Annotated in this window: 12 protein-coding genes; 9 read left to right on the top strand and 3 right to left on the bottom strand. The window is 67.3% G+C overall.

Annotated elements, in window-relative coordinates; translation table 11 throughout:
- Positions 1 to 8: 8 nt before the first annotated feature.
- The 3 genes from V6M63_RS01055 to V6M63_RS01045 are packed head-to-tail and all read left to right on the top strand — an operon-like array spanning position 9 to position 4,887.
- Complete coding sequence (locus tag V6M63_RS01055; protein WP_332738602.1) at positions 9 to 2,150, top strand: type I secretion system permease/ATPase; 2,142 nt, start codon at positions 9 to 11, stop codon at positions 2,148 to 2,150.
- The gene (locus tag V6M63_RS01050; protein ID WP_332738600.1) at positions 2,147 to 3,568 is read left to right on the top strand and encodes an HlyD family type I secretion periplasmic adaptor subunit; all 1,422 of its coding nucleotides are present in this window, start codon (positions 2,147 to 2,149) and stop codon (positions 3,566 to 3,568) included. The genes V6M63_RS01055 and V6M63_RS01050 overlap by 4 nt, the downstream gene beginning before the upstream one ends.
- Positions 3,568 to 4,887, top strand: coding sequence for a TolC family protein (locus tag V6M63_RS01045; protein ID WP_332738598.1), 1,320 nt, complete (start codon positions 3,568 to 3,570; stop codon positions 4,885 to 4,887). Before V6M63_RS01050 ends, V6M63_RS01045 begins: the two co-directional genes overlap by 1 nt.
- 9 nt (positions 4,888 to 4,896) lie before the next feature.
- Here the strand turns inward: V6M63_RS01045 and V6M63_RS01040 are convergent, their stop codons facing one another.
- On the bottom strand, positions 4,897 to 5,109 hold the full coding sequence (locus tag V6M63_RS01040; protein ID WP_056276668.1) for a DUF3820 family protein: 213 nt from the start codon (positions 5,107 to 5,109) through the stop codon (positions 4,897 to 4,899).
- Positions 5,110 to 5,166: 57 nt separating this feature from the next.
- Here V6M63_RS01040 and V6M63_RS01035 point away from each other — a divergent pair, with 57 nt between their 5' ends.
- Positions 5,167 to 5,760, top strand: coding sequence for a lysophospholipid acyltransferase family protein (locus tag V6M63_RS01035; protein WP_332739198.1), 594 nt, complete (start codon positions 5,167 to 5,169; stop codon positions 5,758 to 5,760).
- An 18-nt stretch (positions 5,761 to 5,778) separates the two neighbouring features.
- Here the strand turns inward: V6M63_RS01035 and V6M63_RS01030 are convergent, their stop codons facing one another.
- Positions 5,779 to 6,969 (bottom strand): aminotransferase-like domain-containing protein, encoded by a 1,191-nt coding sequence (locus tag V6M63_RS01030; protein WP_442909523.1) that lies wholly within the window; start codon positions 6,967 to 6,969, stop codon positions 5,779 to 5,781.
- A gap of 148 nt (positions 6,970 to 7,117) precedes the next feature.
- Between V6M63_RS01030 and V6M63_RS01025 the strand changes: the two genes are divergently transcribed.
- Positions 7,118 to 8,518, top strand: a complete 1,401-nt coding sequence (locus V6M63_RS01025; RefSeq protein ID WP_332738594.1) for a hypothetical protein — start codon at positions 7,118 to 7,120, stop codon at positions 8,516 to 8,518.
- 20 nt (positions 8,519 to 8,538) lie between these two features.
- Here V6M63_RS01025 and V6M63_RS01020 read toward each other — a convergent pair whose 3' ends face one another.
- Complete coding sequence (locus V6M63_RS01020; RefSeq protein ID WP_332738592.1) at positions 8,539 to 8,865, bottom strand: DUF2917 domain-containing protein; 327 nt, start codon at positions 8,863 to 8,865, stop codon at positions 8,539 to 8,541.
- A gap of 83 nt (positions 8,866 to 8,948) precedes the next feature.
- On the opposite strand from V6M63_RS01020, the gene V6M63_RS01015 reads away from it, so the two are divergent.
- The 4 genes from V6M63_RS01015 to map all read left to right on the top strand — a co-directional run bounded on the left by V6M63_RS01015 (position 8,949) and on the right by map (position 11,762).
- Positions 8,949 to 9,890, top strand: coding sequence for a LysR substrate-binding domain-containing protein (locus V6M63_RS01015; protein ID WP_332738590.1), 942 nt, complete (start codon positions 8,949 to 8,951; stop codon positions 9,888 to 9,890).
- Between the two features lie 22 nt (positions 9,891 to 9,912).
- Positions 9,913 to 10,554 carry an endonuclease III gene (nth, locus tag V6M63_RS01010; protein ID WP_332738588.1) on the top strand — a complete coding sequence of 214 codons (642 nt, stop codon included), beginning with the start codon at positions 9,913 to 9,915 and terminating at the stop codon, positions 10,552 to 10,554.
- A gap of 162 nt (positions 10,555 to 10,716) precedes the next feature.
- Positions 10,717 to 10,971, top strand: a complete 255-nt coding sequence (locus V6M63_RS01005) for a ParD-like family protein (protein ID WP_332738586.1) — start codon at positions 10,717 to 10,719, stop codon at positions 10,969 to 10,971.
- Positions 10,971 to 11,762: a type I methionyl aminopeptidase gene (gene map / locus V6M63_RS01000; RefSeq protein ID WP_332738584.1), complete on the top strand. Its 792-nt coding sequence runs from the start codon at positions 10,971 to 10,973 to the stop codon at positions 11,760 to 11,762. Before V6M63_RS01005 ends, map begins: the two co-directional genes overlap by 1 nt.
- Positions 11,763 to 11,770 lie beyond the last annotated feature (8 nt).

Raw genomic sequence — 11,770 nt, 5'->3', positions numbered from 1 at the left:
GCGGGCCCATGCCCGCATCAGCCAGCTTCGAGGCCTGCCTGGCCCTGTGCGCCAGCATGGCGGGGCGACCCACCTCGCCACAGGCGCTCGGGGCCGGGCTGGCCATGGAGCAAGGCCGGCTCAGCGCCAACGCCTGCGAGCGTGCCGCAGAACGCGCCGGCATGCGTCTCTCCCCCCTGCCGATGGGCGAGGCCGTGCCGGCGCTGGCCGAGGGTGACGCGTTGATCGTGTCGGAGCATGGCGGCTTCATGGTGTTGTGCAAAGCCCCCGCGGGCTTCGTGCGCCTGCGCCCGCAGGCGCAAGGCATGCCGGCGGTGGAGCCATTGGAGGTGTCTGCCATCGAGCGCCTGAGCGCTCAGGAGGTGTGGCGGGTTCAGCCGAAGGACCTGCCACACGCCCCCGACACCGAACTGCCCGAGGTCGTGGACCGCTATGCCTGGCTGCGCCGCAGCGTGTTGGCCCAGTGGCGCACCTACATGTGGGTGGGTGTGTCCTCGCTGGTGGCCAACGGGCTGGTGATCCTCACCTCGTTCTACAGCATGCAGGTATACGACCGTGTGATTCCGAACAACGCGTTCGCCACCTTGTGGGCCCTGTCCATCGGGGTGGGGCTCATCTATTTCTTTGATCTGATCATGCGGGTTCTGCGCGCCTACATGATCGATCACGCGGGCAAGAAGCTCGACTTCGAAATCTCCTCGCGCCTGTTCGAGCAGGTGCTGGGCTTGCGGCTGGTCAATCGCCCCGCTTCGGCTGGCGTGTTTGCCAACCACCTCAACGACTTTGAATCCATCCGCGACTTTTTCACCTCGCTCACGCTCACGGCGGTGATCGACTTTCCCTTCGTGTTCCTGTACCTGGCCGCCATTGCCTTCATGGGTGGCCATCTCGTGTGGGTGCCGCTGCTGATCATGCCGCTGATGCTGGGCATCGCCCTGGCGTTGCAGGGGCCGATCGACCGGGCGGTGCGCACGTCCATGCAGGCTTCGGCACAGAAGCACGGCATGCTGATCGAGGTGCTGGCCGGTATCGAAACGGTGAAGCTCACCGCCAGCGAAGGTGTGTTCCAGGGCACGTGGGAGCGTGCCGTGCGCAGCATTGCGCAGGCCTCGATGAAGTCCAAGCTGATCTCCACCACCGGCCTGTCGGTGGTGAATTTTTTGCAGTCGATCTCGTCGGTGGTGCTGATGATCGCCGGGGTGTACCTCATCAGCATGCAGCAGCTCAGCATGGGCGGTCTCATCGCCTGCTCCATCCTCACCTCGCGCGCGCTGGCGCCCTGCAGCCAGCTGGCATCGCTGCTCTCGCGCTGGAAGCAGACGCGCATCTCCATGGACACGGTGGCGCAAATCTTTCAGCGCCCGGTGGAGCGGCCCGCTGGCAAGAGCTTCCTGGTGCGCGACACGATCGACGGCAGCGTGGAGCTTCACGATGTGAATTTCGCGCACGCCGGCAGCGCACTGCCCGCGCTGACCCACCTGTCGCTGCGCATCCAGGCCGGTGAGCGCGTGGCGATCATCGGGCGCTCGGGCTCGGGCAAGTCGACCCTGGCCAAGCTGGTGGCCGGACTGTACGAGCCTTCCAGCGGTGCGGTGCTGGTGGGCGGGGCCGACACGCGCCAGCTCGATCCGCAGCAACTGCGGCGCGCCATCGGCTGTGTGCCGCAGGACCCGTTTCTCTTCAACGGCACGGTGCGCGAGAACATTGCCTATGGCGGTGAGGCCAGCGACGACGCTGCGCTGCTCGAGGCCGCGCGGCAGGCCGGGGTGGACGAGTTCGTGAAGGTGCACCCGCAGGGCTACGACATGCCGGTGGGTGAACGCGGCTGCCGGCTCTCCGGCGGGCAGCGCCAGGCGGTGGTGCTGGCGCGCGCACTGATCAGACCGCGCCAGCTGCTACTGCTCGACGAGCCTTCAAGTTCGCTGGACCACGTGGCCGAGCAGTTCCTGCGCGAGCGGCTGAAAACCCGAATCCCGGGCGAGACCTTGATGCTGATCACCCACCGCCTGGGCATGCTCGATCTGGTGGACCGGGTGATCGTGATGCATGGCGGCCAGGTCGTGATCGACGGGCCCCGCGATGCCGTGCTGCAACAACTCAAGGGCAGCCCACCGGCACCGGTGCAGGCCGCTGCAGGAGCCCGACCATGAACGCCCAAGCTGCCGCCCCTTCCCTGCCCTTGCCGCCCGACGCCGCGCCCGCGCCCGCGCCCGCGCCGAGTGCCTGGCGCCGTGGCATCGCCGCCATCCCCAAGCTGTTCTGGCGCGTGCTCGACGACCTCACCCACATCGACACCCGCAGCGACGCTGCGCTGCACGGCCCGCGCATGACCATGCTGGCCGTGACGGCGCTGCTGGTGGTCTTTCTGGCCTGGGCCGCTCTCTTCACCATCGACGAACTGGTGCGCGGCGAAGGCAAGCTGATTCCGCCGCAGCGCGTGCAGTCGGTGCAGAACCTGGAGGGCGGCATCGTCGCGGCCGTGCTGGTTCGCGAAGGCGACACGGTGCGCCAGGGTCAGGCCCTGGTGGTGCTGGACCGCACCACGGCGCAGGCCGACCTGGCCGAATCGCAAGGCCCCTACCTCAGCAGCCTGGCCGCGCTGACCCGCCTGCAGGCCGAACTCGAAGGCCGCGCGGTGCGTTTCCCGGCCGAGCTGGACAAGCACGACGACATTCGCCAGAACGAACTCAAGGCCTTCGAGGCCAGCCGCCAGGAGATCGGCAACACGCTGGACGCGCTGGACCAGCAAGCCGAGCAGCGCAAGCAGGCGTTGGAGCGCGCGCGCAGCGAACTCGCCACCAAGCGGCGCGACGCGCAATTGATCAGCGACGAGATGGCCATCCTGCGTCCCCTGGTGCCCGCCGTGGTGCCGCGTTCGGAGTGGCTGACCAAAGAGCGGGAATGGCTGGCGGTGCGCGGCGCCATCGAGAGCCTGCAGCACCAGGCGGCCGAGCAGATGGGCGCGCTGCGCCAGGTCCAGGCCGAGCGCGAACGCTCGCTGGCCACGCACCGCTCGCGCCTGCTCAAGGAAGCGGGCGAACACCAGACGCAGGTGACGGTGCGGGCTGCACGCTCGGCAGCGCGGCAGGCGCAGATCTCGCGCACCGAGGTGGTGGCGCCAGCCGATGGGGTGGTCAAGCAGATCCATGTCCGCACGGTGGGTCAGGTGGTCTCGCCGGCCGGGGTGTTGCTCGACCTGGTGCCCCAGAGCGACCAGCTCACGGTGGAGGCGCGCATCACGCCGGCCGACGTCGGTTTCGTGCAGGTCGGTCAGCCGGTGAAGGTCAAGGTGGCCACCTACGACTTCGCTGTGTACGGCGCCATGGACGGTGTGGTCGAGTCGATCAGCGCCGACACCCTGCAGGACCGCGAGAACGCCCAGGCGCCACCCTACTACCGCGTGAACGTGGCGGTGCAGGCTGCGCTGCAGGGCAAGGACGGCAACGCCCTGCCACTGACACCGGGCATGACGGTGTCGGTGGACATCGTCACCGGGCGCAAGACCGTGTTGACCTACCTGTTCAAACCGCTGGTGCGTGGCATGAACCAGGCGATGGGAGAGAAGTGATGAGAGATCTCAAGATGAACAAGGCTGGCTGGATCGTCGGTGCGCTCGTCGCCCTTGCCCTGCCGGCCCTGGCCCAGGCGCCAGCCACCGAAGCCGACTGGGTGCGCATGGCGCTGGAACGCGACGCGATTCTGGCCGCACAACGCGATGACACCCGCGCCGCCGGCCAGGCGGTGGCCGTCTCGCGCGCCGGCCTGTGGCCCACGGTGCAGCTGAGCGCCGAAGACGGTCGCCGGGAGCGGCGCGACCGGCCCGCGTCGATCTTCCAGCCCCACACCGGGTCAAGACCCTCCGACCAACAGTCGCTCACGGTCACCCAGCTGTTGTATGACGGCCAGCGCACGCGCAACGAAATCCAGTCGGCCGAACACCGCGTTTCCCAGCAGCAGGTGCGCCTGCAGAAGGTGGCCAACGAACGTGCCGCGGCGGTGCTGCAGGCCTGGCACCAGTGGCGCTCGGCGCAAGTCGCCTGGCAGGCACACCGCGTGGCCGAAGCCGAGTTGCGCCAGCTGGTGGATGTGGTGACCCAGCGCCTGCAGGCGGGGCGTGCCGCCGAGGTCGACCTGCGGCGCGCCGAGTCGCGCTGGCTGGATGGTCAGCGCACCGTGGCGGAATCGCAGGCACGCTGGCGCGAGGCTGGCGTGGCGCTTTCCTCACTCTCCGGCGTTGACCCGCAACCGGACACACCGCCGCCAACCTTCAATCCGCTTGAGCCCAGCGCGGCCAATGCGCTGCGCGAGCACTGCCGCACCGAATGCCCCAGCGTGCAGGAGAGCATGCTGCAACTGGAGCGCGGCCGCGCCGAACTGGCTGCAGCGCGCGCGGGGCACCATCCACGCATCACCCTGGAAGCAGCCCAGGCCCATGCCCGCAATCCCACCGGCACCGCCGAACGCTACCTGAGCCGCAGCCTGATGCTCAAGGCCAACTGGACGCTGTTTGAAGGCGGTGGCCGCTCGGCCCAGGTAGCGCAGGTGGCCCACAGCGTGGAAGGCCTCGCCCATCAGGTGGACGAAGCGCGCCGCGAGTCGTTGATGCAGTTCGACCAGGCACTGGTGCGCTACGACGACGCGATCGCGCAGCACGCGCTGGCCACGCGAACCGCCAGCGTGTCGCGCGAGGCGCTGCGGCTTGCGCGCCTGGCCTTCGAGGCGGGCCGCCGCCAGGCGATCGAAGTGGCCGATGTGATCGCCGAAGCGGCGCGCGCCGCGGACGAAGCCGCCCGACGCGATGCCCAGCGCTGGATCGAGCGCGACCGCCTGCTGGCCACGGCGGGCGTGCTGCTCGATCAACTGGGGGTGGTGCTTGCGCCGGCCTGAGGCGCCCGATCAGCGCCGCCGCAATGGCGTGAGCAGATCGCTCAGGCCGTTGTGGTCGATCTCGTGCATGAGCTGAAGCAACCGACCCACCTCGCTTTTCGGAAAGCCCTCGCGGGCGAACCAGTTGAGGTAGTTGCCTGGCAGGTCGGCGATCACGCGGCCCTTGTGCTTGCCGAAGGGCATTTCCACGGTGAGCAGGCGTTCCAGGTCTTCAGGCTTCATGCGGTGGCATCGTAACGCCGCCCAGGCACCGGGTCACCGATACTCGATGCCATGCATCTGCACCGCACGATTTTCACCACACCCGTCGTCAACTCGATGCTGCGCGCATGCTCGATCGGCTTTCTCGGGCTCACCGGCTGGCGTGTGGAAGGCGCCCTGCCCGCGCATGCGGCCAGGAGCGTGCTGATCGCGGCTCCTCACACCAGCAACTGGGATCTGCCCTACACCTTGATGGTCGCTTTCGCCCTGCGGCTCAACATCCGCTGGATGGGAAAACACAGCATCTTTCGCGCGCCGTTTGGTGGGGTGATGCGCTGGCTGGGCGGCATCGAGGTCAACCGGGAGCAGTCCAACAACCTGGTGGCGGCGTCGGCCAAGGCGATCCGCGAGTCAGACGGCCCGTTGCAGCTCATCGTGCCGCCCGAAGGCACGCGCAGCAAGACGCGCTACTGGAAAACCGGCTTCTACCACATCGCGCGCGAAGCGCAGGTGCCCATCGTGATGGCGTACATGGACTACGCGCGCAAGCGCAGCGGCCTGGGCCCGGTGTTCGAACCGACCGGCGACGTGGACGCCGACATGGCGGCCATCAAGGCGTTCTACGCGCCGTTGAAGGGCAAGAACGCGACGCAGTTCGAATCAACCGACTGAATCAGAAAGAAGGCCTGGTCAGAAGGCCTGGGCCAGGCGGCCCACGCCTTCTTCGATCTTCTCCAGACCCACGGTGGCAAAGCTCAGGCGCAGCGTGGCGGCGTCGGGATTGCTGGCGTAGAACGGCGCGCCGGGCACAAAGGCCACGCCCTTGTCGATCGCGCGTTTGGCCAGCTCGGCACCGTCCTTCACCTTGCCGCCGGCACCGGTGAGGCGGGCCCAGACGAACAGCCCCCCCTGCGGCTGCACGAACTCGATCGCATCGCCCAGTTCGCGGCGCAAGGCGTTGCCCATGGTCGTGGCGCGCTCGGCATACACCTGGCGCACCCTGGCCAGGGTGGCGGGCATGCGCCCGGCCTTGAGGTATTGGGCTGCGGTGGCTTGCGCAAAGGTGCTGGTGTGCGCATCGCTGAACTGCTTGCACATGGTGGCCTTGGCCAGCAGGTCGGCCGGGCCGACCATCCAGCCCACGCGCAAGCCCGGGCTCAACACCTTGCTCAGGGAGCCGCAGTGCACCAGCCGCTCGCGGCTGCCGGGGACCTGGGCGCTGAGCGCCAGCAGGCTGGGCGGGGGCGCCTCGCCGAAGTAGAGGTCGCCATACGGGTCGTCTTCCACGATCAAGGTGTCGTGCTTCACAGCCATCTGCAACACCGCCTTGCGCCGCTCCAGGCTCATGAGTGCGCCGCTGGGGTTGCCGAAGGTGGGGATGAGGTAGACGAACTTGGGCTTGTGCTCGGCGATGAGCCTGTCCAGCTCGTCGGTCTTCACGCCGTTGCCATCCACCGGCGCGCTGATGAGTTCTGCACCATACAGGCGGAAGCACTGGATGGTGGCGAGGAACGTGGGGCCTTCGACGATCACCTTGTCGCCGGGCGAGATCAGCGTCTTGCCCAGCAGGTCCAGCGCCTGCTGGCTGCCGGTGGTGACGATGAGGTCGTTCGCCCCCACACCGCTGTTGCCCTTGCTGCCCATGAAAGCGGCCAGCTGCTCACGCAGCGGCTGGTAGCCCTCGGTGGCGCCGTACTGCAGCGCGCCGCCAGCCTCTTCGGTCAGCGCGGCATTCACCGCCTCGCGGATGCCCTCCACGTCGAACAGCGCGCTGTCGGGGAAGCCACCGGCAAAACTGATGATGCCGGGCTTGCCCAGCAGTTTGAAGAGTTCGCGGATGGCGGAAGTCTCGACGTTGTTGAGGCGGTCGGCAAAGGGGATGGTGAACGGCATGGTGGGGGGCTGATGTGGGTGGCAATGGAGCGAACACCCGATGGTAGCGAAAGCAGTCGGTGGGCTGCCGAATCGATTCCCGCGCAGGTTGTGGATTTCTAAAGTTGTTTGCATCGCATTCAATGGAAAAACCCCCATGACTTGTTCAATCCGACGCCTCTCGTTCCTGGTTCTGCTGGTCGCCATGCTGGCCGGCTGTGGTGGGCGGGGTGGGCCCGATGCCGTGCCAGACGCAACGTCCATCACCACGCCCGCCACGCCCGCCACGCCCGACGCCCCCGCCAACCCCGAGCCTCCCACCTGGCGCGACGCCGAGCGACTGGACCTCGGCGACGTTGGGTCCGTGCGAAACGCGCGGCTCGCGATGAACCGCCAGGGAGCGGGCATGGTGGCGTGGGAACAGGTGGACGGATCGACCGTTCAAGAAGTGCACGCGCGCACCGTGTCGATCAACGGCGGCCACGGAGCAAGCCTTTCGCTCGGTACCGGCATCGCGGCGCTGCCGGACGTGGCCATCAATGAACAAGGCCGTGCACTCGTGGTCTGGGTCCAGGGCGCAAGTCCGCTCAACCAGATCTGGGTCCGGAGCTACAACCCCGACACCGGCTGGGGCACGGCGCAGATGATGTCCAGGCCACAAGACACACTGGTGGCCCAGCCGCGCGCCGCGATCAATGAAGCAGGCGAGATGGCCGTGGTCTGGATGCAGACCGTGGACGTGACCTACCAGGTGCATGCCCGGCGCTTCAGCCCGACGCTGGGCTGGGGCTCGGCGGTGCGGCTCGACAGCGCACCATACGATGCACGGACCCCCCAGGTCAGCCTGGACGCCGAGGGTCGCCTGCTCTGCGTCTGGTACCAGTCCGACGCGGACGGCAGGGACAACTTGTGGGCCAATCACATCGATCACGATGGCACGTCCGCAACGGCCGAGCAGATCGACCAGAGCGACGGCTATTCAAACCAACCGGTGTTGGCCCGGTTGGGCGACGGCACTAGCGTGATCATGTGGCGACAGACGAACGAAGTGTTGCGACAACTCATCGGCCTGAACCGCTTCCAGCCTGGCTCGGGTTGGGCCACAACCACCAGCGCATCGGGCGACTACGCCTCAATGGCACGCAGCCCCTACCTCGCGCCCTGGGGCGCAGCGCACGCCGTCACCGCCTGGGTGCAGTCCGACGGCAGCCGCCCCCAGGTCTGGGCCAACCGCATTCAGCAAGGGCAACCGGGCCAGCCGCAAGCCTTGCACAGCGGCCAGACATTGGCACAAGACGACGCGCGCATCGGCGCGGACGACCTGGGCAATGCAATCGGCATGTGGAGGTTGCTCGAGGGTGATTCGCAGACCTTGTGGGCGACGCAGTGGCCGGCCAGCGGCGTACCGGGCATCGCGCAAAGGCTGGACCACAGCACATCCGGCTCAGTCTCCGAATCCGCCCTGGGCGTGGACGCGCAAGGCCAGGCTCTCGCGGTATGGATCCACATGGAAGGCGACCGCGCCCGGTTGTGGGCCCGGCCCTACCGCGCGCCCTGAAGCACGCGAGGGGCACCGGCTCAGACCGGGACCAGGGCGGCGCCTGCGTGCTCGCCGCCCTGGCGCGAGCGCTGTGGCCACCAGCGCCAGCGCGGCGCGGCGGCGCGCCGGGTGCACACCACCGGTTCCAGCCGCAGCACCGAGGACTCCAGCGCGTAGGCGATCGCGCGTTGCTGCGCCCGCGTGGCGAAGACCTCGCCAGGGTTCAGCACCACATCGCGCTGATCGTGGTCCAGCGTGATCCAGACACTGCCCTCGCGGCAGACCAGGCGCAGCGCGCCCTGGGGAATGACCTGCAGCGCCTTGTGGGGCATGTTGAGGTCGACGGTCAAGGTATCGGTTTTCATGGAACAGTCCTTTCACATCAGGGATGTGCATGACTGTACGGAGCCGTCCTATACTGCACAAACGATGCTTTTGAATGCTTCACATGCCATTTGAGAATGTGAAAACCCCGCCTCCGCCGATGCCGCGCTCGCAGATGCTGCGGCTGGACCTGCTGCCCTGCTTCGACGCCGCCGCGCGCACGCTGAGCTTCACCCTCGCCGCGCAGGAGCTCAGCCTCACGCAGTCGGCGGTGAGCCGGCAGATCCAGTTGCTCGAAGAAAGCCTGGGCGTGGCGCTGTTCGAGCGCGGACACCGCTCGCTCACGCTCACCGAAGCTGGCGAGGTGATGCAGCGTGCCACGCGCGACGCACTGGAACGCCTGCGCGACGCCTCGGCGCGGGTGCGCCCCGGCCCGCGCCTGCGCCAGGTGGCCATGACCTGCACGCACGGCTTTGCCTCGCTCTGGCTCATCCCGCGGCTCTCGCGTTTCACCGCCAGCCACCCGCAGGTGGACGTGCGCATTTCGGCCTCCATGGACATCATGGATTTGGAACGCCACCGGCTCGACGTGGCGGTGCGCTTCGTGCCGTCCAGCGTCGGGCGCGGGCAGGCGCTGTTCGAGGAAACCGTGCAACCCCTGTGCGCGCCCGCGCTGCTGCGCGACAAGGCGGCGCCGCTGCGCCAACCCGCCGACCTCGCCCGGCACACCCTGCTCACGGTGGAGAAGCCCGCGGGTCATACGCTCACCTCGGACTGGGACCCCTGGTTTCAGGTGATGGGGCTGCAGGATATGCGCATGAAGAACACCATGCACTTCACCCAGTACGCCGACGCGGTGGCCGCTGCCGTGGCCGGGCAAGGCGTGGTGATCGGCCGCCTCCCGCTGCTGCAGTCGCTGGTGAACGAGAAGAAGCTGGTTGCGCCGTTTCGCAGCGGCGCGGCGACACGCCGTGGCTACTACGTGGAGGTGGCGGACCACGCCCATGGCAACGCCGACGCGCTGGACTTCGCGAACTGGCTGCGCGCCGAGGCCGAAAGCGCGTGAACGCGTGGGACAATCCGCGCCCATGACGCCCGCCCAGATCGAAGCTTTTTTCGCCACGCTCAAAGCCACCAACCCCAGCCCGCAGACCGAGCTCGAATACACCAGCGTGTTCGAGCTGCTGACCGCCGTGCTGCTCTCGGCCCAGGCCACCGACGTGGGCGTGAACAAGGCCACGCGCAAGCTGTTCCCGGTGGCGAACACGCCGCAGGCCATCCTCGACCTCGGACTTGAAGGGCTGGAAAGCTACATCAAGACCATCGGCCTGTACCGCAGCAAGGCCAGGCACCTGATGCAGACCTGCCGCATGCTGGTGGAGCAGCACGGCGGCGAAGTGCCCCGCACCCGCGAGGCGCTCGAAGCCCTGCCCGGCGTGGGCCGCAAGACCGCCAACGTGGTGCTCAACGTGGCCTTCGGCCAGCCCACCATGGCGGTGGACACGCACATCTTTCGCGTGAGCAACCGCACCGGCCTGGCGCCGGGCAAGAATCCCCTGGCGGTGGAGCTGCAGCTGATGAAACGCGTGCCACCGGCCTATGCGGTGGATTCACACCACTGGCTGATCCTGCACGGGCGCTACGTGTGCCAGGCGCGCAAGCCGCTGTGCCCGAAGTGCGCGGTGGCTGCGTATTGCGACTTCCCCGAGAAAACAACGACCGTGCGGTAGTTCGCCAACACACACCTCCCCCACACCGTCTGCGCCGCGCGGATTCCGCCCGCGCTGCAAGAGAGGCTCACCCGAGGTGGGCGATCAGCCCATCGAATGCCTTGCTCGACATGGCTATATGAAACGTATATACTTTGCATACGTTTCATATAGAGGTCACTGATGGGTATCGTCAAAATTTCGGACTTGATGCACGAGAACCTGCGCGTGGCGGGAACCGCGCTCAGCAGGTCCATCAATGCGCAGGCCGAGCACTGGATGCGGGTGGGCATGCTGACCGAGATGCACCCGGAGCTGGATCACCGGGAAATCTGCCAGATGCTGGTGAGGGCCGAACTCGCGGGGGGACTGGACATTGCGATGTCGGTCACAACGCCTCCTGGCAAACCCCGCGCCTCGTCGACGGGCAAACACTAGTGGGTCGCGGTATTTCCATCAAGTCCGCCGAAGACATCGAGATGGCACGGCGGGCCGGCAGTCTGGCCGCGGAGGTTCTCAACATGATCGGGCCGCACGTCGTGCCAGGTGTGAGCACGGAGTCGCTGGACCGGATCTGCCACGACCACATCGTCAATGTTCAGGGCGCCATTCCGGCCAACCTGGGGTACCACGGTTATCCGAAAACCATCCTCACCTCGGTCAATCAGGTCGTGTGCCACGGCATCCCCTCGCCCGACAAGATTCTGAAGAAGGGCGACATCGTCAACATCGATGTTGCTGTCATCAAGGATGGCTGGTTCGGCGACACCAGTCGCATGTACTTCGTGGGTACCCCGACCACTTTGGCTCGGCGCCTGGTGGAGACGACATACGAAGCCATGCTGGCCGGCATCCGGCAGGTCAGGCCTGGAGCGACGCTGGGCGATGTGGGCCATGCCATCCAGTCGGTCGCTCACCGCGAGCGTTTCAGCGTCGTGCGCGAGTACTGCGGGCATGGCATTGGACAGGTCTACCACGAGGAACTGCAGGTGCTGCACTACGGGCGCCGCGGAGAAGGCATCGAGCTGGAGCCAGGGATGGTGTTCACCATCGAGCCGATGCTCAATGCAGGCAAACGCGAAACCAGGCAACTGCCCGACGGCTGGACGGTTGTCACCAAAGACCGCTCTTTGTCGGCCCAGTGGGAACACATGGTGGCTGTGACGCCCGAGGGCTATGAAGTGCTGACGCCCTGGCCGGGAGGCACAGGGACCTACGCGCCGGTCTGACGCGCTTC

The organism is Hydrogenophaga sp., assembly GCF_036675665.1.
Taxonomy (GTDB): Bacteria; Pseudomonadota; Gammaproteobacteria; order Burkholderiales; family Burkholderiaceae_C; genus Hydrogenophaga.
The sequence above is the reverse complement of the archived record's forward strand: the minus strand, read 5'-3'. Positions and strand labels throughout refer to the sequence as shown.